Annotated in this window: 21 protein-coding genes and 1 riboswitch; of the genes, 19 read left to right on the top strand and 2 right to left on the bottom strand. The window is 38.2% G+C overall.

Going from position 1 to position 20,819, the window contains the following annotated elements:
* Positions 1-5: 5 nt before the first annotated feature.
* Positions 6-533 (bottom strand): DUF309 domain-containing protein, encoded by a 528-nt coding sequence (locus tag H0185_RS06735; protein ID WP_221872410.1) that lies wholly within the window; start codon positions 531-533, stop codon positions 6-8.
* 175 nt (positions 534-708) lie between these two features.
* Between H0185_RS06735 and H0185_RS06740 the strand changes: the two genes are divergently transcribed.
* From H0185_RS06740 to H0185_RS06820, 17 genes are all read left to right on the top strand, one after another.
* Positions 709-1,479 carry a segregation/condensation protein A gene (locus H0185_RS06740; protein WP_221872412.1) on the top strand — a complete coding sequence of 257 codons (771 nt, stop codon included), beginning with the start codon at positions 709-711 and terminating at the stop codon, positions 1,477-1,479.
* Positions 1,466-2,044 (top strand): SMC-Scp complex subunit ScpB, encoded by a 579-nt coding sequence (scpB, locus tag H0185_RS06745; protein WP_221872414.1) that lies wholly within the window; start codon positions 1,466-1,468, stop codon positions 2,042-2,044. Before H0185_RS06740 ends, scpB begins: the two co-directional genes overlap by 14 nt.
* A 156-nt stretch (positions 2,045-2,200) precedes the next feature.
* The gene (locus H0185_RS06750; RefSeq protein WP_221872416.1) at positions 2,201-2,623 is read left to right on the top strand and encodes a hypothetical protein; all 423 of its coding nucleotides are present in this window, start codon (positions 2,201-2,203) and stop codon (positions 2,621-2,623) included.
* 39 nt (positions 2,624-2,662) lie between these two features.
* Entirely contained in the window at positions 2,663-3,154 is a 492-nt protein-coding gene (locus tag H0185_RS06755; RefSeq protein WP_221872418.1) for a DUF3907 family protein, read from the top strand.
* 325 nt (positions 3,155-3,479) lie between these two features.
* Positions 3,480-4,619 (top strand): D-alanyl-D-alanine carboxypeptidase family protein, encoded by a 1,140-nt coding sequence (locus H0185_RS06760; RefSeq protein WP_221872419.1) that lies wholly within the window; start codon positions 3,480-3,482, stop codon positions 4,617-4,619.
* Positions 4,612-5,199 carry a nucleoside recognition domain-containing protein gene (locus tag H0185_RS06765; protein ID WP_221872421.1) on the top strand — a complete coding sequence of 196 codons (588 nt, stop codon included), beginning with the start codon at positions 4,612-4,614 and terminating at the stop codon, positions 5,197-5,199. Before H0185_RS06760 ends, H0185_RS06765 begins: the two co-directional genes overlap by 8 nt.
* Before the next feature lie 7 nt (positions 5,200-5,206).
* A complete protein-coding gene (locus H0185_RS06770; protein ID WP_221872423.1) occupies positions 5,207-5,740 on the top strand; it encodes a spore maturation protein in 534 nt (177 codons plus the stop codon).
* A gap of 160 nt (positions 5,741-5,900) precedes the next feature.
* Positions 5,901-6,632: a 23S rRNA pseudouridine(2605) synthase RluB gene (gene rluB, locus H0185_RS06775; protein ID WP_221872424.1), complete on the top strand. Its 732-nt coding sequence runs from the start codon at positions 5,901-5,903 to the stop codon at positions 6,630-6,632.
* Positions 6,633-6,691: 59 nt separating this feature from the next.
* Complete coding sequence (resA, locus tag H0185_RS06780; RefSeq protein WP_221872426.1) at positions 6,692-7,216, top strand: thiol-disulfide oxidoreductase ResA; 525 nt, start codon at positions 6,692-6,694, stop codon at positions 7,214-7,216.
* A 499-nt stretch (positions 7,217-7,715) separates the two neighbouring features.
* Positions 7,716-9,344, top strand: a complete 1,629-nt coding sequence (resB, locus tag H0185_RS06785; protein ID WP_221872429.1) for a cytochrome c biogenesis protein ResB — start codon at positions 7,716-7,718, stop codon at positions 9,342-9,344.
* 11 nt (positions 9,345-9,355) lie between these two features.
* Entirely contained in the window at positions 9,356-10,543 is a 1,188-nt protein-coding gene (ccsB, locus tag H0185_RS06790; protein WP_221872431.1) for a c-type cytochrome biogenesis protein CcsB, read from the top strand.
* Positions 10,544-10,830: 287 nt separating this feature from the next.
* On the top strand, positions 10,831-11,547 hold the full coding sequence (locus H0185_RS06795) for a response regulator transcription factor (RefSeq protein WP_221872433.1): 717 nt from the start codon (positions 10,831-10,833) through the stop codon (positions 11,545-11,547).
* Entirely contained in the window at positions 11,544-13,328 is a 1,785-nt protein-coding gene (locus H0185_RS06800; RefSeq protein WP_221872435.1) for an ATP-binding protein, read from the top strand. The genes H0185_RS06795 and H0185_RS06800 overlap by 4 nt, the downstream gene beginning before the upstream one ends.
* A gap of 205 nt (positions 13,329-13,533) precedes the next feature.
* Positions 13,534-14,079: an RNA polymerase sigma factor SigX gene (sigX, locus tag H0185_RS06805; protein WP_221872437.1), complete on the top strand. Its 546-nt coding sequence runs from the start codon at positions 13,534-13,536 to the stop codon at positions 14,077-14,079.
* The gene (locus H0185_RS06810; RefSeq protein ID WP_221872439.1) at positions 14,057-15,244 is read left to right on the top strand and encodes a negative regulator of sigma-X activity; all 1,188 of its coding nucleotides are present in this window, start codon (positions 14,057-14,059) and stop codon (positions 15,242-15,244) included. Before sigX ends, H0185_RS06810 begins: the two co-directional genes overlap by 23 nt.
* Positions 15,245-15,595: 351 nt before the next feature.
* On the top strand, positions 15,596-16,522 hold the full coding sequence (locus tag H0185_RS24235) for a peptidoglycan DD-metalloendopeptidase family protein (protein WP_221872441.1): 927 nt from the start codon (positions 15,596-15,598) through the stop codon (positions 16,520-16,522).
* 175 nt (positions 16,523-16,697) lie between these two features.
* A riboswitch (FMN riboswitch) is annotated at positions 16,698-16,827 on the top strand.
* Positions 16,828-16,996: 169 nt separating this feature from the next.
* Positions 16,997-17,575 carry an ECF transporter S component gene (locus tag H0185_RS06820; protein ID WP_221872443.1) on the top strand — a complete coding sequence of 193 codons (579 nt, stop codon included), beginning with the start codon at positions 16,997-16,999 and terminating at the stop codon, positions 17,573-17,575.
* A gap of 143 nt (positions 17,576-17,718) precedes the next feature.
* Here H0185_RS06820 and H0185_RS06825 read toward each other — a convergent pair whose 3' ends face one another.
* Positions 17,719-17,967 carry a ferredoxin gene (locus H0185_RS06825; RefSeq protein WP_221872444.1) on the bottom strand — a complete coding sequence of 83 codons (249 nt, stop codon included), beginning with the start codon at positions 17,965-17,967 and terminating at the stop codon, positions 17,719-17,721.
* Positions 17,968-18,468: 501 nt separating this feature from the next.
* On the opposite strand from H0185_RS06825, the gene H0185_RS06830 reads away from it, so the two are divergent.
* Positions 18,469-19,305 (top strand): YpbB family protein, encoded by an 837-nt coding sequence (locus H0185_RS06830; RefSeq protein ID WP_343223099.1) that lies wholly within the window; start codon positions 18,469-18,471, stop codon positions 19,303-19,305.
* On the top strand, positions 19,296-20,777 hold the full coding sequence (locus H0185_RS06835) for a RecQ family ATP-dependent DNA helicase (protein ID WP_221872447.1): 1,482 nt from the start codon (positions 19,296-19,298) through the stop codon (positions 20,775-20,777). Before H0185_RS06830 ends, H0185_RS06835 begins: the two co-directional genes overlap by 10 nt.
* Positions 20,778-20,819: the final 42 nt, after the last annotated feature.

Below are 20,819 nucleotides of genomic sequence, written 5' to 3' on the forward strand. Positions count from 1 at the left end.
TTGAATCACTGCCTTTTCTTATTTTCTCTTTCCTCTATTGCCCTTTCTCTCTCAAGGATTACATCGCTTCTATCTCTCATTAAGTGTTTGTCCACCAAGGTTTTATCTAGAGTATTGCTACCCTTTCCCCAATGTAACTTTAGTTTTTCACATTCACTCAAGCATTGTTTCATCAAAACCTGATCGTCTACAGGTAAATCAATGCTCCTGTACGGCTGACGTGAAATTATTTTTGCTTTTCTTTCTTCCATCAGCTTTATTAGTTCGGAATAATTGATTCCGAGTTGAGTACACTTTTGTGGTTGACTGGTCAAAATCGCTGCAGATTTATTATGTGTTCTTAATGCTCCAGAAAAATTTCCTCTTCTGTAATGATAGGATGAAACGGCTAACTGAATAAAACCAACCCAAATAGATTCTTTATTTCCAGAGTCCACTTCTTTCCAATAGTCCTCTAGGACTTCATGACATTCAAAGTAATCTCGGTCGCCATGAAAGTGGACAAGATATTGAATAAAAGCCTTTGGAACCATCGCATCTTCCCCCTCTTAATAAAATTATCTTTAGCTTAACATATTTATGTAAAAGGAACAGACGTCATGTATCTTCATCCCAATAAATTTATGGATATGACCCATCCAATCCTCTATACTAAGGAAGAACTACATAGACATTAGACAAACTACTACAGATTTTGGTGAGGAAACAATGGAACATAATGAATATAATGTCAAAATAGAAGCGTTTGAGGGGCCGCTAGATTTGCTCCTCCATTTAATAAATAGACTAGAAATTGATATCTATGATATTCCAGTTGCGGAGATAACTGAACAGTATCTAATTTTTATCCATGCGATGAAAGAGCTTAAGCTAGATATAGCGAGCGAATATCTTGTAATGGCAGCCACATTGCTAGCTATAAAAAGTAAAATGCTTCTACCAAAGCATGAGGATGAATCAGAAGAAGCTTTTAGTTATGAGGATGAAGAAGATCCAAGGGATGAACTAGTCGAGAGATTAATTGAGTATAAAAAGTTTAAGGAAGCGGCAATAGAATTTAAGTCGCTTGAAAAGGACCGTGGTTTAATGTATACAAAACCACCTAGTGATTTATCTGAATTTACGAAGGATACACAAATTGAGAAAAGTGATGTGGATGTGAGTATCTATGATATGCTCGCAGCATTACAAAAGCTCATGCGACGAAAGAAACTTCAAAAGCCGTTAGCGACAAGAATTACTAGGCAGGAAATTCCAATTGAGAAACGGATGGCTGAAATCATTGACCAACTAGCTTCAGGCGGACGAAAGAGGTTTCAAGAGCTTTTCCCTGTGCATGATCGCGGCCATATTGTGGTAACTTTTCTTGCAGTTTTGGAACTTATGAAACGCCAGGAAGTTCATGTTGAACAGGAGCAGAACTTTGCAGAGATTTTTGTGACATCACAGAAGGGAGCAGGTAAGGTTGGAAATCGTTAATTGGAAAGGCATACTTGAAAGTGTCTTATTTGCTGCCGGAGATGAGGGACTTTCCTTAAAACAAATCGCCACTGTTTTAGAAGTTGATGAAATTAAGGCCCAAGGAATCATTAGTGAAATGCAGCATGAATACGAAAAGGACGAAAACCGTGGCATTCTGCTTGTACAAATTGCAGGAGTGTTTCAGCTTGCAACAAAAAAGGAACATGCAGAATATTTAAAGCGTCTTGTAGAATCGCCGGGGACCTCTCATCTTTCACAGGCTGCACTCGAAACCCTTGCGATTATTGCTTATAAACAGCCAATAACAAGAATAGAAATTGAGGAAATACGTGGTGTGAAAACAGAACGACCCCTTCAAACCTTAGCTTCTAGAGCCTTAATAAAGGAAGTGGGTCGTGCAGAAGGCGCCGGTCGTGCTTATTTGTATGGGACAACAAAAGAGTTTTTAGATTATTTTGGACTGAAAAACATTGCCGAGTTGCCACCACTTCCAGAAAAAATTGAAGATGAGGAAGTTCAGGCTGAAGCCGATTTGTTCTTTGAAAAATTTAATGAACTATAGATTTCAGTAGGTTCATTTAGTTTAAGACAAAGTTCAGAGAATATGGTAAAATTAGAATATTATTATAAAAGGCATTAGGTGCTTTAGTAGGGGCTTTTGCATATTTATCATATTAGAGGTACCGTTTGGACCTCCAGACTAACAGGGAGGATAAGTATGTTTATTAGACATTGCAGTGGATATGAACTTGAAAAGGAAAAATCGAATACATCTGAGGATTTTTTCAATCGCAGTGAGGTCACCTATCGTACTGAAGGTGATGAAGAAAAGACAATTTACGTATTATATTTGCGGTATTTTGACGAGATGATTAGTACGTTCACACCCTTTCAACAAGATCCTATTTATAAGGCAGGAACCCGTGACATATATTTCAAAGACCTCATTGCCCTTGCCTGTTTATTGAAAAATCCAGAATTACGTAATCGTAAACGAATATATATAAATTCAGAAAAAGAGTTCGCTTCTATCCTTCAAGGACTTGATTTCAATAAAATCGGTGAAATTTTCAACCAGATTGAACAAAAAAAGGAGTACGAAATCCGGTCTTCCATGGAATTTATGATTCAACCAGCATAAAAGGGTTTGTTGTTTTTAAATTTTGGGGGTGCATTTTTTATGGGCAATAAGCTACTTGAAAATCAACTACAGGATGTCAAGAGTTTTCTCGGACAAACTGTCACAGATTTAGAGGGATTTCTAAACTCTACAACGATAAAAGGGTTAGAAGCGGAAGAATTGACGGGGACTGCTGAATATTATAAGCGGGTCCTTTCAACCATCCGAAAGCTCACGGTGTTCTGTGAGGAAGGCTTAGAGGCTTGTCAGGTTATTGACAAGGCAAAACCATTTTCGAAGGCAGCAGCTGAAAGAACGCTTTATAGTATTTATAATCATTGTATAGAAGAGTTCTTTTCACCGAAAAGTGATGTCTGGTATGAAGATAGCAGGTCAGCTTATACAGGTAAAAACTCAATTAAATTCAGAGAGAATGTTCCATTGAGTATAAAGGAATTAATCCGCTCAGTTGAAGGTGACTTTCAGCGAATCAGAGAAGAACTTGAGTATTATGAGACAGATTATCGCACGAAGATGCTACATTCTAAATAAAATCAAAGTGCGATATACGAACGGATACCATATTAATCCTAAATAATAAGTCAAAATGAGTGATCAATTTTTTTATTAAAATTGATCACTCATTTTTTTATTGGTTTGGGCACCAAATATGGATTTAAAATGGCTCAGTGAACTGAGCTATTTTATTTTTTAAAAGCAGTTCAAATTAGGCTGCATTTTCGTATTATGCGACAGGTAACGGAACCCGTTACTAGTCTGACCTTGGGCACTTCCGCTTTTCTTATTTTGGAGTCATAACCACCCTTGTCCTGCATAAACTTGTACAAACTCCCCAAAGAGAGACGAGGTCTGTTCAATGAAGAGGAAATGGATAATTGTATGTTTATTAAGTATGTTACTTTTAAGTCATTTTCCTGTATCTGCAGAGGCTGTAGGTTCAGTTAGCGCGAGAAACGCTATTCTAATGGAACAGCAAAGCGGACGCGTGCTTTATGAGAAAAGTGCCCATAAGCCTGAACGAATAGCGAGCATAACCAAAATTATGACTGCAATTTTGGCGATTGAATCAGGGAAGATGAAGGACCAAGTTAAGGTAAGTGGACGTGCGGCGGGTACGGAGGGATCCTCCTTGTATCTACAATCAGGTGAAAAAATTCTACTTGAGGACCTAGTCTATGGATTGATGCTCAGGTCGGGAAATGATGCTGCTGTTGCAATAGCGGAACATGTAGGTGGGAGCCTTGATGGATTCGTATTTTTAATGAATCAAAAGGCGGAGGAAATTGGGATGAAAAACAGTCATTTCGCCAATCCACATGGATTAGATGATCATGAAGACCATTATTCCACTGCGTATGACATGGCATTGTTAACTCGATACGCGATGAATAATGATACGTACCGGGAAATTTCTGGTACAAAGGTTCATCGTGCCCCAAATCCAAATGAGTCTTGGGATAGAGTCTGGAAGAATAAGAACAGACTATTAACTGGACTATATAAGCACTCAACAGGTGGGAAAACAGGCTATACAAAGAGAGCGAAAAGAACTTTAGTCTCTACAGCTGCAAAGGATGACTTTGAGCTAATAGCAGTCACCTTAAATGGTCCAGACGATTGGAATGACCATATCTATATGTTCGAAGGTGGGTTTGACCAGTACGATATCGCTGAAATTGTTACAGAGGGGAACATTAAGCAGATAAAAGACACTTTCTATAAAGGAAAGGTTTATCTGGATCACTCGTTTGAATATCCACTAACCTCCGAGGAAGAGGAGAAAGTGAAGGTAGAGTATAAGTTACTTAAGCCGGTGGAAAATGATGAAAGAGAAATTCCAGATGTAGTCGGTAAAGCAGAGATTTATCTAGGGGAAGATAAAATTAAAGAACTGCCAGTCTACTATAAGCATCAGCATAAGGAAGAGAACAAGTCTTTCTTGGAATTCTTCAGAAATATCTTCACTACAGTTATAGGTCTGAAAGAAAATGGTTAATTATATCTGGGTAGGCATGACAATAATTGGCTTAGTATTTGCAGCCGTGAATGGGACAATGTCGGAGGTCAATGAGGCCGTCTTTAAAGGGGCTCAGGAAGCTGTTACCTTATGTATCGGATTAATCAGTATATTGGTATTTTGGCTAGGTATGATGCGGATAGCTGAAAATGCTGGTCTTTTAGAGAAACTAGCAAATCTATTTAAACCATTCATCACAAGGTTGTTTCCAGAGGTGCCGGCTGGACACCCAGCTATGGGGTATATCCTTTCAAATATGATGGCAAATGTATTTGGTCTAGGAAATGCAGCAACTCCTTTAGGAATTAAAGCAATGGAAGAGCTGAAAAGGTTAAATGGTGGCAAAGATTCTGCTAGTCGTTCGATGATTACATTTTTGGCGATTAACACTTCAAGTATTACTCTTATCCCAACAACAGTTATTGCTATTAGGATTACGTATGATTCGGCATCTCCGACCGAAATTGTTGGACCAACCTTAATCGCAACGAGTATTTCGACCATTGCTGCTATTTTAATAGATAGGTATTTTTATTATCGAAGAAGTAGAAAAGGATGACAGCCCTATGCATATAGTCTCGATAATCTCTCTTTGGTTTATTCCAGTTTTAATTGGATTTATTCTCCTCTACGGAACAGTAAAAAAAGTACCAACTTATGAAACATTTGTTGAGGGAGGGAAAGAGGGAATTAAAATGGCTTTTTCGATCATCCCTTTCTTAGTAGGGATGATGGTAGCTATATCCATTTTTCGTGCATCCGGAGCGCTCGATTTTATGATTGACTGGATGCGCCCTGGGTTAGAGAAATTCGGAATCCCAGCTGACATTCTCCCACTCGCGATAATAAGACCCATTTCCGGCACCGCTGCATTAGGAATGACAAGTGATTTAATTGCAGCCCATGGCCCTGATTCGTTTATTGGAAGGCTTGCTTCCACTATTCAAGGGAGTACAGACACTACGTTTTATGTACTAACGGTTTATTTTGGAGCGGTAGGCATTAAGAAAATGGGCGATGCCCTTAAGGTAGGATTGCTTGCTGATTTAGCTGGTTTCGCCGCGGCTATAGTGGTTGTTACATTAATGTTTGGAATGTAAAATAACACAAAAGATATCCTTTTTTGAGGGTATCTTTTTTTTGTTTTACTTTGTTAGGGGTCGTTACTTTGAAAACAGGTGAATTTGTGTCATAATTCTTAAGGATAGCTATGGTAGGAAAATAATCTAAAAATGTCGATACGATATAGGAGTGATCAGCATGGAAAGGCTGCAGAAAGTAATCGCACATGCAGGAATTGCTTCAAGAAGAAAAGCGGAAGAATTGATTCTTGAGGGAAAAGTTTCGGTGAATGGAAGTGTAGTAAAAGAATTAGGCGTTAAGGTAGGGGCATCTGACAAGATTTCGGTCAATGGTGTACCGTTGGAACGAGAGCAACCGGTTTATTTCTTACTTTATAAACCAAGAGGAGTCATTTCTAGTGTTAGTGATGACAAAGGTAGAAAAGTTGTTACTGATTATTTTACGCATATCGAACAGAGAATTTACCCAGTGGGAAGACTGGACTATGATACATCAGGAGCACTTCTTTTGACCAATGATGGTGAGTTCGCTAATTTATTAATGCATCCTAGTAGTGAAATTGAAAAGGTCTATGTAGCGAAAATAAAAGGAATTCCTTCAAAGGAAAAATTAAAAAGTTTAGAAAGAGGAATTCGTCTAGAGGATGGAAAAACAGCCCCTGCAAAAGTGAAACTAATGTCATTTGATAAAAAGGCGGAGACAGCAATTGTTGAGTTAATTATTCATGAAGGTAGAAACCGCCAAGTAAGAAGAATGTTTGAAGCAATTGGACATCCAGTCTTGAAACTAAAACGAGAACGTTATGGTACCTTGACGTTACATGGATTGAATGCAGGGGAAGCAAAGGAATTGACTCCGCATGAGGTTAAGCAGTTAAGAGTATTAGCAATGAAAAAAAAGAATAAATAACTTCATCTTTTCAAAAAGGCAAATGATATAATGTTTTGAGATTGGGGAGGCGAGAGAGAATGAAAAAGAGAAGACTAGTCATTCGAACGGTTATACTAGTGATTCTTGCCGCAGCGGTTGGTTACACGCTATACGCAAACTTTACCAAGGATACCGTTCAAAAGGTAGCGATTGGAAAAACAGCACCTGACTTTGCGTTGGTGGATATGAACGGGGAGAAACATCGACTTTCGGATTATCGTGGCCAAGGTGTCTTCCTTAATTTTTGGGCAACCTGGTGTAAGCCATGTGAGCGGGAAATGCCTTATATCGACAAGTCCTACAAAGAGTTTAAGGAAAAGGGAGTTAAGGTACTTACTGTAGATGTTGGGGAGTCAGACTTGGCAGTTAGTAATTTTATTGAAAGGCATAATCTTAGCTTTCCAGTTATGATTGATAAAGATGGACAAGTGCAAACAGCTTATGGAATTAATCCACTGCCAATAACATTTTTAATAAATAAGGATGGAGAAGTAGTGCGTTCACATACAGGTGAGCTTACTCAAGCTACCGTCAATGAATTTATGGAAGAAATACAGCCTTAAACTAGAAAAGCGAAAGCGCCCGTTCGGCGAAGTCCACTAGTCGCTGGGCGCTGGAGCTGGACAAAGAAAAGCGAAAGCGCTTTGCCCAGGGGCGACAGTCATAAGACGAGCCGGCCAGGAGGCTGTTCTTTAACCTCCTCGACGGAATGGCTTATGACCCAGCTCCTAAGCGCTGTAGCTGGACAAAGAAAAGCGGAAGCGCTTTGCCCAGGGGCGACAGTCATAAGACGAGCCGGCCAGGAGGCTGTTCTTTAACCTCCTCGACGGAATGGCTTATGACCCAGCTCCTAAGCGCTGGAGCTGGACAAAAAGAAAAGCGGAAGCGCTTTGTCCAGGGGCGAAAGGCATAAGACGAGCCAGCAGGGAGGTTGTTCTTTAACCTGCTTGATGGAATGGCTTATGACCCGAGCCCCTAAGCGCTGGAGCTGGACAATAAGAAAAGCGGAAAATTCTAAGAATATTTTTTATCTAACCAGTGAAAAATGGGGAGTTTTTGGAGATGAATGTAAAATGCGAATGCGGTCACGTGAATCCACATGGGACCGTTCTTTGTGAATCGTGTGGGAAGGTACTAGAGGAAAAAGAAAAAGATAAGAAGCTTCTGGATATGAGATATGAGGGGAGCGCAAGAAGGTCCCAAACTTATAATAAAACGATAATTGATAAAATCTGGAACTTTTTCTCATCTGTTAAAGTCGGTGTTTGGCTAATTGTTATTACTTTGTTGGCTTCCATTCTTGGGACCATCCTGCCTCAGTCCATGTATATTCCACAAACGATCCCAGCGGTAGAACATTATGAAAATGAATATGGATGGTTTGGAAGACTTTATTATGAGCTTGGTTTTCATAATTTATACAGTTCATGGTGGTATTTACTACTCATTGCACTAATAGGTGTTTCACTTGTAATTTGTAGTCTTGATCGTGTTATTCCATTGTATCGAGCACTTAATAATCAGCGCGTTGCAAGACATGAAGGTTTTCTGAAACGTCAGCGTTTATATGGCATTTCTGATGTACCGCAAAATCAGGAAATGGTTACTACTGTTATTGCAAATATGAAATCCAAACGATATAAAATCCGTGAAGAAAACGGAAACATCCTTGCCGAAAAGAACCGGTTTGCTCGTTGGGGTCCATATATAAACCATATAGGTCTTATTATTTTCCTAATAGGTGGAATGCTACGCTTCGTGCCTGGAATGTATGTCGATGAGACCCTTTGGTTAAGAGAAGGTGAAACGAAAACGATACCAGCGACAGATGGACAATATTATTTAAAGAACAATCAATTTATTGTTGAGTTGTACGATAAGGAAGAGGATGGAGAAGTATTTGAACAAGCTCTCGACCGTGCTGGTGGTGTTGTAAAGACCTATCAAGCAGATGTCACTCTTTATCAGCGGCAGGGAGAAACTGTAGCTGGAGAACAACCAGAGCTTGAAAAGGTTAGAGACGCAGAAATTCGGGTGAATGAACCTCTTAAAATAGAGGGACTTGCGCTTTATCAAGTAGATTATAAATTGAACGAACTTCATAAGATGTCGTTTACTCTACAAAATAAAGAGACGGGTGAGGAGTTTGGTGAAATTCTCATTGACCTTAATAATCCAGAAAAAAAGTATGATCTCGAAAATGGATATTCTGTACACGTAAAAAGCTATTTCCCGGATTTTGAATTTAACGAAGACGGCGAACCAGCGACCAAATCTAGAGTACCGAATAACCCTGCGTTTGTCTTTGAAATGACCGCACCAGATAAGCCTGAAGGGGAAGTAAGTTTTGTTGCAATCCAAGAGACAATAGAGCCCCTCGGTGATAATAAGTATAAAATGGCCTTTAAATCCGTAGAAACCAAGAATGTCTCTGGGTTGACAGTTAGAAAAGACTCAACTCTTTGGTTTCTTGGCATAGGTGGGATCATCTTTATGATTGGTGTAGCCCAAGGTGCTTACTGGAACCACCGACGTATTTGGATTAGAAGAATAGGAGACAAGGTTTGGGTAGCAGGTCATACGAATAAAAATTGGCATGGGCTTAAAAGGGAAATTGAGGTAATATTTGAAGGTACTGGTCTTAATGTACCAAAGGACCAACAGCAAGATGAAGATGGAAGGAAAGGTTAAGGGGGAGAACCATGGTTGAATTAAGCGGAAATTTACTTTATGTCGCTTTTATTGCTTATTTAGTTGCCACAGCTTTTTTTGGAGGCTCAATTAAAGCGAAAAAAGATGGCCAAAAAGTTGAAGGTAAAAATAAATGGGCAAAACTAGCCATAATCATCACGATAATTGGCTTTGTTTCACAAGTAGGATATTTTATTACTAGATGGATTGCAGCTGGACATGCACCTGTAAGTAATTTGTTTGAATTTACAACGTTTTTCGGGATGTGCTTAGTGGGGGCATTCATCTTTATCTATTATATATACAAAACACCTTGGCTCGGAGTATTCACGCTTCCGGTAGCAGTGTTAATTATTGCTTATGCAAGTATGTTCCCGCGGGATATTTCGCCACTTATCCCGGCACTCCAAAGTGACTGGCTTCATATTCACGTGACAACAGCGGCACTTGGACAAGCCATTTTAGCCATTTCCTTCGCAGCAGGTATTATTTACCTAGTTAAAGCGGTTGATCAGTCTGTAAGAAGCAAGCGAACGTTTTGGCTAGAAATGGTCATGTATTCCTTAGTAAGTGTTGTAGGGTTTATTCTGGTGACATCAGGCTTTTCAATGGCTAATTATGGAGCAACATTTAATTATATTGATAAAGAGGGTGTAGAAGCAGTTTATGAATACCAAATTCCTGCAATAATTGGACCAAATGAGGGGAAATTAATCACAGAAGGCAGATTTGAGCCACTCATTGAAACACCTGCTATCATCAATTCGAAAAAATTAAATACGGTCATCTGGTCATTAGTAGTAGGACTTGCTCTCTATTGGATTTTAAGATTAATATTACGGAAGCGTATTGCTGCATCTTTACAACCTCTAGTGAAAAACATCAATCTGGATTTGGTGGATGAAATTAGCTATCGGTCGGTTTTAATAGGATTCCCTGTTTTTACACTCGGAGCGCTCATTTTTGCAATGATTTGGGCTCAAATTGCCTGGACGAGGTTCTGGGGATGGGATCCAAAAGAAGTCTGGGCTCTAATCACTTGGCTATTTTATGCGGCTTTCTTGCATCTCCGCTTGTCTAAAGGCTGGCATGGAGAAAAATCGGCATGGCTTGCTATTATCGGATTTTTCATTATCATGTTTAATCTAATTGTCGTGAACCTAGTGATTGCTGGATTACACTCTTATGCGGGCTCTTAATGCCCATTCCTTCCGGAGCCTTCACTATTAATTTATAGTGAAGGCTTTTATTATGAACTAAGAAAAACAACCAAAGGCTCTTTTAATGAACAGATAGATAACTAAAACTTGATTGTGAAAAAGCACTTAATAGAGCCATATTTATAAAAAACACTGGAAAATACATACAATATTGAAATTATGTCTATTTTAAGGCGAAGACACAGGTTAACATTATGAATAAGATAAAAAACAATAGCAACATGGGAATTCATTAAGTAAAATTATTCACAGGAGGGATTAATCAAATGGAGAAGGATATTAAAGTTTTAATAGTAGACGATGAGGAAAGAATTAGAAGGTTATTAAAGATGTACCTAGAGCGTGAAAATTTCATCATTGACGAAGCAGAAGACGGTAATGAGGCTCTCAACAAAGCACTCACGAATGAATATGATGTCATCCTGCTTGATTTGATGATGCCTGGTAAAGATGGGATTGAAGTATGTAGGGATTTAAGGGAGAAAAAGTCAACTCCTGTTATTATGCTAACCGCTAAAGGTGAAGAAGTGAATCGTGTTCAAGGCTTTGAAGTAGGAACAGATGATTATATTGTAAAACCTTTTAGCCCAAGAGAAGTTGTACTAAGGGTGAAAGCGATGCTTCGCCGTTCATCAAGTACAAGCTATTTACAAACAGAGACAACGACAAAGGATGTTATTGTCTTCCCTCATTTGACCATTGATAATGACGCCCATCGGGTATCCGCTGATGGCAAAGAGGTTAACTTAACTCCTAAAGAATATGAATTACTGTATTTTCTGGCAAAAGCTCCAGATAAAGTTTTTGATCGAGAACAATTATTAAAAGAAGTCTGGCATTATGAATTCTTTGGTGATTTGAGAACAGTTGATACCCATGTGAAGCGACTTCGAGAAAAACTAAATAAGGTATCCGAACAAGCTGCAAAAATGATTGTAACGGTTTGGGGTGTCGGATATAAATTCGAGGTTGTCAATGAATGATGTTCTTGCGAAGTGTTGTAGGTAAGCTATGGTTTACCATTCTTTTGCTTGTAGCCTTTGTACTTTCCATCTTAACCGTTTTATTGCTAGAGTTCTTTGAGAACTATAACATCAACGAAACAAGGCAAGATTTGACGTATACAGCAGAAAAGATTTCAGCAAATCTTCAGCAACATGGTGGAGAGGAACTTGGGATAGGGCTTGAAATAACCTGGGGTCTCTTAGATGAAGTAACGAATGCAGTAGTAATTAAGGATGAGACCACTTACTATAATTCTCCTGGGGAAGATGAAACAAGGCGAATCCCGGTCCCTTATTTTCTAAATGATCAAGAAATGCTGTCTGTGTTTGAAGAGAATAAAGGAATCGATAAGATTATTACCTATCCATTAGACAATCAAACTGAAACTCAGTTTTTAATTATCGGTGTCCCGCTCCAAAATTTTGAGGGTGGAGATGGAGCAGTCTTTGTATATCAATCCCTTGAAGTAATGGAAAAAACGATGCAACAGACTACACAGATTATTTTGATATCAGCAGGTGTGGGTCTGGTCCTAACAACAATTTTTGCTTTCTTTCTATCAACAAGAATAAATGCCCCACTTCGAAAAATGCGTGAAGCAGCCTTCGAGGTTGCGCGAGGAAAGTTTGATACAAAGGTACCAATTCTTACGAATGATGAAATTGGTGAGTTGGCAACAGCTTTTAATCAAATGGGGCGCCAATTAAAATTTAATATGAATGCTTTGAGTCAGGAAAAAGAGCAGCTCTCAAGCATATTAAGTAGTATGGCAGATGGTGTAATAACCTTCAACCGGGACGGAACAATCCTAATTACGAATCCACCAGCTGAACGTTTTTTACGATATTGGTATTATGAACAGGGCGCCTCAGAAAATACAGACGCCGTACCATCAAAAGTGATGGAGCTTTTTCAACTTGCTGTTAATACTGTCAATGAGCAGGTAGGGGAGATTACCCTTCAAGGGCGATCATTTGTCATTATTATTAGTCCTTTGTTTAATAAGAAAACAATTCGAGGAGCCGTAGCCGTCGTTCGTGATATGACTGAAGAACGGAAAGTTGATAAGCTCCGTGATGACTTCATTGCAAATGTTTCACATGAACTGCGGACTCCAATCTCGATGTTGCAGGGCTATAGTGAAGCGATTGTGGATGGGATAGCAGAAACACATGAAGAAAAACAAGAAATGGCTCAGATCATATATGATGAGTCTCTGAGAATGGGACGCCTGGTAAATGAACTATTGGATTTGGCTCGTATGCAATCCGGTCATATTCAGCTAGAGTTGGAAGAAGTAGATTTGGAATCATATATTAACAGGATTACACGGAAGTTTCAAACTTTGGCAAAGGACAAAGATGTTCAATTGAACACCGTAATCGAAACGGAAACTGCAGAATTTCCTTTTGATCCTGATCGAATTGAACAAGTACTAACGAACTTGCTTGATAATGCAATTAGACATATTCAAACATCGGGTTCAATTACAGTAAAAGTAAAATCAATCGGGCCAGAGCTCTTATTTGAGGTAAGTGATAACGGACCAGGGATACATGAAGAAGACCTTCCGTTTTTATTTGAACGCTTTTATAAGGGAGATAAGTCTAGGACTAGAGGACGTGCTGGTACAGGACTTGGTCTTGCTATAGCACGCAATATAATTGAAGCGCATAAAGGCAATATTTCAGTGCGAAGCAAATTGGGACAAGGAACGACATTTTCCTTTTTTATTCCACGAAATAATGAACTGCTGTAAAAATATTGCCGACTTATCTTGATTCACAAGGAACAAAAGATAGTATTACCTACCCTCTCTACTAATAGTAGAGGGGGTTTTATTTTCTTAGGGTTTAAAGGGTGAAAAATTAATCCTTTCCATTTCCAGTTTAAAAGAATATAGTAAAATTGAAACCTTTTATACATAATCGACGACTACTTATATGATACGGAGGGGTGAAGAAATGGACTCCGTTTTTGATGGTTTATATCAAAAATACCACCAGGACTTGTACCGGTTTTTATTTTATATGGTAAAGAACAAAGAATTAGCTGAGGATCTGGTCCAAGAAGTGTATATTCGAGTTCTTAAAGCTTATGATCGTTTTGAAGGGAAAAGTAGTGAAAAAACATGGTTATTTTCAATTGCAAAAAATGTAGCAATTGACCATTTTCGTAAGCAAAAAGGGTGGAAAAGGTGGTTGGTTGAAAAGATGGACTTTTCAACCACGCAGATAAGCGATGATGTCCCTTTGCCTGAGGAAATCGCACAACAACGTGAAGAGATAAAGTTAATCTATCAGTGTTTAAATGAATGTACAATGGATCAAAAGATGGTCGTCATTCTCAGGTATATTCATGAATTATCAATAAGTGAGACAGCAGAGGCACTAACTTGGACAGAAAGTAAAGTAAAAACAACGCAGCATAGAGCGATTAAGACACTGCGTAAGAAAATGGAAGACCTGGATAAGGAGGTGATGCCTAGTGGGAAAATCGAGATTAAGTGATAAGGACCTTGAAGACCTACTAAGAGAATTACCAAAAGTTAATGATAATCGTCATCCACGAGAAATTTACCGTAATATCTCACGCAACAAAGAGAAAAGAAGAAGGAGCTTACCAACTTGGCTTATCCCGGGGGTCGCGACTGGAATCGTTCTTTTGTTAATTTTTATTCTTTCCCCACAGTTGACAGGGATACATGATACAGCTAGCGATAATAGTAGAAATGATTCTTCGACTAGCATTGAAAATAAGTCTACTGACAGCGAGTATGGTGCAAAAAAGCTGGAGATTTCTGAGGGAAATGATCAACAAATCAATGAGCTTACGGCAATGCTAGTAGAAGAGCCAAGTGCTGTATATCCAGAAGATTTAAATGTTTACCAGGCATTCACGATCGCAATACCTGATCCTAATGCTTTATTAACAGTACCTGTAACGGTGCTTATAGAGAAAATGGAAGAGAAAACTTGGTTCGAACTGTTTGAAGAGATGATGCCAAAGTTGACTGAGGAAAAATGGGGACTTGCGGAATACTTTCCACTAGATGTAAACCTAAGCTACGACCAAGCAAGTGAAACAGTTCTTGTTGATGTCCCGGCTAATCACCAATACGGGCATGGTTCAGCTGCTGAAACGATGTTTACAAAAACTCTACAGGAATCTTTTCCGAATGAAAAGGTAAAAACGATTAAGTTTACTACTGAAGGGAAAAAAGGAATTGTATTAGGCAATTATGGTGAAATATATGAGCTTCAAACGGAAGAATACCAAAACCGTGCTTATTATTTCACGTACTTGGGAAGCAATCCACGTCCCTATATGGTTCCATCAGAGCAGAAATTTGCTTCCATTATGGAAGCATACTCGGCGATGGAAAAGGATGAGGCTGAACTTGGTCTTCAAGCCTCAATTCCAACAGGTATCAAGATGGATTTTACTACTGCAGAAGATGATGCTCAAACTCTAATAATTAAAGTAGCAGAAGAGTCTGCCCTTGATAATCAATTTTTATATAATTTTGAGGCAATCATGCTGACGGCTAAAAGCTTTGGTTACGATAAAATAAGAGTTGAAGGACAAGGGATAGAACAAATTGGACCGTTCAGTTTAACAGAAGATGTTCTCTTACCAGTCGGCCCGAACAAAAAATTAATACAACTAAACTAAGTCTGAATTGATTTCAGGCTCTTTTTTTATTCTCTTTTCTCGAACTTTATTTTGGACATCAAGGACATCATTGATTTTGAAACAAACCTTCAATGATGAAAGAAAAGTACCTGCAAACGGTTGGAAGCCCCATAACTCGTAGGTTCTGTCACTGAAATTCTTCTAGGAATTTAGCAATTCTCTTTATTAAACAACCTTTTTTCTCAAATTTTTGCATAAAGTCGCCGCTGATTACCAAATAATAACTCCATGTTTGTTATTTATCTCTCTCGTCTGGATAAAAAGTTCTATTTTGGGACAGGCTTTCATACGGTATGAGGTAGTAGTGTACAAAGGTCAGGGAGGATCATAATGAGAGACTATATTAGGCGTCTTCTGATAGCAGGGTTGATTGCACTCTGTATTAGCTTACTTTTTCTTGGGGGAAAGAGTCCTAAGGCAGAAGGAGTGTCCGGTCAAACTGAGCATTGGATTTGGCCCGCGGATGGTGAGATTACAGATACCTTTGGTACAAGAAATGGAATGCACATGGGTATTGACATAGCGGCAGAGTTATATACCCCGATATATGCGGTAGATAGTGGTGTAGTTAGCAAGTCTTACTATTCCGATACATACGGTCATGTCGTTTTCATTAAGCATCAGAATGACTACGAGACGGTATACGCACACTTACATAAAAGAAATGTTAATGAAGGGGACAGCGTCCAACAAGGCACACAAATCGGTGTAATGGGAAATACAGGTGATTCCTCAGGAGTTCATTTGCATTTCGAGGTTCATCAAGATGAATGGACATACAGTAAAGAAAATGTGATTGATCCTGATCATGCATTGGGATTGACTGAAGTTGGACAGGCAGTAGTTGCACAAAGTAGGGCAAATCCGGGTGGTTCAATAGAAACTTCAAGTCAAGCACTGACAGAAGAAAATACAGAAAAATTACTATCAGCACAGGAGAATAGGGGCAACCATGAAGACTTACTAGTTACTACACATATAGTCAAGCCTGGAGAAACACTGTGGTTTATTGCCCAAAAATATCATTTGACTGTCGACACCCTTGTAGCTCTTAATAAGATTAAGGAAAACAATATAAAAGTTGGACAAGAACTTGTTGTTAACAAAATAAATCAGGTAAAGCATTATATAGTAGCGAAAGGAGATACCCTGAGTTCGATTTCTAGGAAAACAGGAATTAGTGTAAAGGAAATTATTAATAAAAATAAACTTGACTCCAATGTCATACACCCCAAACAAGTACTGATTATTGATTAGGATTTCAATAAAACCGAAAGGACGAGGATTGGTATCCTCGTCCTTTCAAACTATAGAGATTATTTGATTAACATATTAATGTCCTATCTGTATTGTAAATTACAAATAGACACGGATATGACACTTTCCAATTTTTTGTTTTTAAAGTATAATAGAGTTGTAATAAAAAAATATGATCTATCTTCGGGGCGTGGTGAAATTCCCGACCGGCGGTGATGAGTGCAAACTCTAAGCCCGCGAGCCGAAAGGCAGGATTTGGTGCGATTCCAAAGCCGACAGTAAAGTCTGGATGGGAGAAGGTGGAGGTTCTGCAGGCATTCAAAAAATGCAATGTTTTTGAATGTTTATTAGGTGTACCTTCCTTTTGAATTTCTCCCTCAAGCCTTGGTTTGAGGGTTTTTCAATTCTTAGGTGCATTTTGTTTGCTGAACCTTTCTTCTTTGAGGTGGATCTCAAAAAGGAGAGAGGAAGAAAATGAAAAAATTTAGTGTCAAAGCGTTGGTTTCAATTGGGATGTTAAGTAGTATTTCTTATGTGTTAATGTTATTAAATTTTCCGATACCGCCATTCCCAAACTTCTTAATGATTGATTTTAGCGACATACCGGCGTTAATTGCAGCGTTAATCTTTGGTCCTGCTGCGGGAGTGCTTGTTGAATTGTTTAAGAATATTTTGGATTACTTTATGACAGGAAGTGCTACTGGGGTACCCGTTGGTCATATTGCTAATTTCGTAGCCGGTATTTTGTTTGTCTTACCTGCTTATTATATTTATACGAAATTAAAAACCAAAAAAGGGATGACTCTTGCTCTAGTAATTGCAACTGTGGTCATGAGTGTTGTCATGAGTGTCCTCAATTACTATGTAATCATGCCAGCTTATACATTGTTCTTAAATGCGCCTGCTATAGCTGCTCCTGAATTAAAAACGATGATTGTAACAGGCATTTTGCCGTTTAATATTTTTAAAGGATTACTAATTTCATTGGTCTTTATGTTGTTGTTTTCGAAAATGTATACGTGGATTAGTAGCCAACAGTATAAAAGTGCATAATTAAAAAGCAGTGGTTAATGTACCACTGCTTTTTGTATTCAGTAAAAAATAAAACCTCCGCCTAATAGGTAGAGGTTTTATTATAACCTAACAGTTTAAAAGATTACTTTTGATAACTGTTCAGTTTTTCTTATAGCAAACTACTATTCGAATTTTAGTGCGTCACCATCGAATGGTTCGTCAGCTACTTTAATTGAATCAGTTGGACATCCTTCAAAAGCATCCATCATGTCATCTAATAATACGTCTGGAATTTCAACGATTCCTTCGTTATCATCAAGTGTTACAAACGCAATACCCTCATCATCATAATCGTAGATGTCTGGAGCTGCTGCGCCACAAGCACCACATGCGATGCAAGTTTCTTTGTCAACAATTGTATACTTTGCCATGAAAAAAACCTCCCGTATTTTAAACAGTTTGGTATCGTTTTCGAAAATATGTTTGTGAAAACGTAAGCCTCATGTTTATTGTAAAACTGTATCACCAACTTTTCAATATAAAAAAGACTGAGAATAATTTTCTATGGTAAATTCTCCATAATCCTCCATAATCCTATAAGAAGTTTTCGTCATTAATTGTCGATTCATGATAAAATGAGGGTAGGAACATAGTATTTGTTGAAATAATAAAAATTAGACACATCAGGTTTGGGTGATCCAATGGCAATTTCTTATAGGGATGCAGTTTTTCTTTATTGTTTGAAACAAATTAAAGATGAGCGATCTATTTACTCACTTTTTCACTTGTTCCAAGGGAAAAAGTCGTCACAGACAATTCAGGATGCACATTTATATAAACTTACACCTTTTTTTCGAGCCCTGCCTTTGATAACAAGAATTGAGCTGGAAACCATAGTAAAGGAATTTGTAAGCAGGGGATTCCTCGAACAAGTGGCGAGCGAAAATTTTGTGCTAACAATAGAAGGAGAAACGGAGCTCAACGTATTTCAAAAATGTGTGACTATCCCACCTAAGTTCCTTGAGGGATGGAAGTACCATCACCTTACAACATTATTTTGGGAACGGTTATCCCTTTTAGTCCAAGTTTCTTCAAATTTAATTAATAAAAACAAAGGCTTCATACCAATTCAAAACAAACAAGAAACCCAAGAGTGGTTTAAAAAATTTTTGAAAATGCAAAACGCAAATAGATATGAATTAGCTGAGCAGCTATATATTGAACTTACGGAGTGTTTGCATCAGGAGAAGAGCATTGAGCCTGCTGTGCTCGTTCTCAGGTTAACCGGACATAATAAAATTGGATTAACATCCGAACAAGCAGCTGAGAGGCTTGATATGACTACAACTCATTATCATTTAGAATTCCTGAATATATTGCACTATATGATCAAAACCGTGTCTACAATGAGAAATGATTTTCCTCTCTTAAGTAGTCTAGTGCAAGACGTTCAAAAGGAAGTTCCGTTAACTTTATCAACGGAAAAAACCTTTCAGCTTCTTGATAAGGGATATGTACCTAATGAAATAGCGGCGATGAGGAATCTTAAAATGAGTACGATTGAGGACCATATAGTGGAAATCGCACTTCATGTAAAGGAATTTGAATTAAATAGGTACGTCCACCCTGATATAGAAAAGCGAATAATGGAAGTAGCTAGTAAAACTTCAGCAAAAAAGCTAAAACAAATTCGCGATCAGGTGGATGGAGCAAATTATTTTGAAATTAGGCTTGTATTAGCTAGAAATGGTGGTCAAAAGTGGAATTAGAACAGGCTTTATTCCATTATTTTCAATTTAACACTTTTCGTAAAGGTCAGCGCGAAGTGATTGATTCTATTCTCAGTGGTCAGGATACGATTGCGATGTTACCTACGGGTACTGGGAAGTCACTTTGTTATCAATTACCTGGTTATCTGTTAAAAGGTAAAGTGATTATTATTTCTCCACTTCTTTCATTGATGCAAGATCAAGTGGAGCAGATGAAGGCATTAGGTGAAAAACGTGCCGTAGCCATTAATTCCTTTTTATTACCTTTTGAAAAAAAACAAATTCTACAACAACTTGATCGCTACAAATTTATATTTGTTTCCCCAGAAATGCTTGGAACAGAACTTATTGTGAGCAAATTGAAGGAGTTAGACATTGCTCTACTAGTTATAGATGAGGCACATTGTATTTCGCAGTGGGGTTATGATTTTAGACCTGATTATTTAAAGATTGGTCAAGTAAGGAAGGCTTTAAATAGACCATTGACAATTGCTTTAACTGCTACGGCTACTGAAGAAGTTAGACATGATATAGCAAAGTACCTTCAGCTTGAAAAATGGAAGGAATTTGTTTTTTCGGTTGACCGGCCAGAAATTTCAATTGGAATGGAAATCGTTGGACATCAGGAAAAACAAAAAAGGATTGTTGAATTAGTAGAAAGTCTCGAAGGTCCAGGGATCATTTATTTTTCTAGTAAAAAAATTGCAGAACAAATGGCCTCAAAGCTACGTGACCGTGGCCAACAAGTGATGGCATACCACGGTGGGCTTGACCAAGAAGCAAGGGTATTAATTCAACAACAGTTCATTCATGGTCAACTCAACATTGTCTGTGCAACGAGTGCATTTGGAATGGGCATTAACAAGGAAAATGTCCGGTATATCATTCATTATCATATGCCACTACAATTAGAATCCTACCTACAAGAAATTGGCAGAGCGGGGAGAGATGGTAAAAATAGTTTAGCCATTCTTCTTTATACACCTGGTGATGAGCAGTTAAGCATTCAACTGGCAGAAGGGGAAATCCCTGATAGAGAACAAATCAACATGCTCTTTCATGTGATTGAGCAACAGCAGCTTAGTTTAACGAAAATAACCGAAAATGAGGAATTGTTCATTCGATCTTGTGGCTTTAGTGAGACTCAATGGAGAATAGTGGCAAACTACATCGCTAGTCGCGAAAGCATGAAACCTTCGGAGGTTAAGGAAAAGTTTTACCACTATATAACTGAAAGACTGAGGATTAAAAAAGAAAAGATTGCTATGGTTCTAGAATATCTTCAATATCGAGGCTGTAAGCGAACGTTTATCCTGAATTATTTTAAAGAAAAAGCCGCATCAGTTAAGGTGAATTGTTGCAGTTCTTGTGGATTAGATTTGAATGATTTTCAGAAAAATACCAACTTAACTCACGCTAATACCCAAAACTATAACTGGGAGCAAGAATTGGCCAGCATGCTATTAAAATAAGATGTTTTGCCCACGATTGTGGGTACAATTGCGACTTTAAAG

This window comes from Mesobacillus maritimus, from assembly GCF_019749255.1.
Lineage (GTDB): Bacteria > Bacillota > Bacilli > Bacillales > Cytobacillaceae > Mesobacillus_B > Mesobacillus_B maritimus_A.

What these genes read in the sequence shown, in the direction of transcription:
- H0185_RS06735 (WP_221872410.1), bottom strand. Translation starts at nt 533, where the DNA reads ATGGTTCCAAAGGCTTTTATTCAATATCTTGTCCACTTTCATGGCGAC.
- H0185_RS06800 (WP_221872435.1), top strand. Translation starts at nt 11,544, where the DNA reads ATGATGTTCTTGCGAAGTGTTGTAGGTAAGCTATGGTTTACCATTCTT.
- ccsB (WP_221872431.1), top strand. Translation starts at nt 9,356, where the DNA reads ATGGTTGAATTAAGCGGAAATTTACTTTATGTCGCTTTTATTGCTTAT.
- H0185_RS06740 (WP_221872412.1), top strand. Translation starts at nt 709, where the DNA reads ATGGAACATAATGAATATAATGTCAAAATAGAAGCGTTTGAGGGGCCG.
- H0185_RS06765 (WP_221872421.1), top strand. Translation starts at nt 4,612, where the DNA reads ATGGTTAATTATATCTGGGTAGGCATGACAATAATTGGCTTAGTATTT.
- resB (WP_221872429.1), top strand. Translation starts at nt 7,716, where the DNA reads ATGAATGTAAAATGCGAATGCGGTCACGTGAATCCACATGGGACCGTT.
- H0185_RS06760 (WP_221872419.1), top strand. Translation starts at nt 3,480, where the DNA reads ATGAAGAGGAAATGGATAATTGTATGTTTATTAAGTATGTTACTTTTA.
- H0185_RS06795 (WP_221872433.1), top strand. Translation starts at nt 10,831, where the DNA reads ATGGAGAAGGATATTAAAGTTTTAATAGTAGACGATGAGGAAAGAATT.
- H0185_RS24235 (WP_221872441.1), top strand. Translation starts at nt 15,596, where the DNA reads ATGAGAGACTATATTAGGCGTCTTCTGATAGCAGGGTTGATTGCACTC.
- H0185_RS06770 (WP_221872423.1), top strand. Translation starts at nt 5,207, where the DNA reads ATGCATATAGTCTCGATAATCTCTCTTTGGTTTATTCCAGTTTTAATT.
- H0185_RS06825 (WP_221872444.1), bottom strand. Translation starts at nt 17,967, where the DNA reads ATGGCAAAGTATACAATTGTTGACAAAGAAACTTGCATCGCATGTGGT.
- H0185_RS06755 (WP_221872418.1), top strand. Translation starts at nt 2,663, where the DNA reads ATGGGCAATAAGCTACTTGAAAATCAACTACAGGATGTCAAGAGTTTT.
- rluB (WP_221872424.1), top strand. Translation starts at nt 5,901, where the DNA reads ATGGAAAGGCTGCAGAAAGTAATCGCACATGCAGGAATTGCTTCAAGA.
- resA (WP_221872426.1), top strand. Translation starts at nt 6,692, where the DNA reads ATGAAAAAGAGAAGACTAGTCATTCGAACGGTTATACTAGTGATTCTT.
- sigX (WP_221872437.1), top strand. Translation starts at nt 13,534, where the DNA reads ATGGACTCCGTTTTTGATGGTTTATATCAAAAATACCACCAGGACTTG.
- H0185_RS06820 (WP_221872443.1), top strand. Translation starts at nt 16,997, where the DNA reads ATGAAAAAATTTAGTGTCAAAGCGTTGGTTTCAATTGGGATGTTAAGT.
- H0185_RS06750 (WP_221872416.1), top strand. Translation starts at nt 2,201, where the DNA reads ATGTTTATTAGACATTGCAGTGGATATGAACTTGAAAAGGAAAAATCG.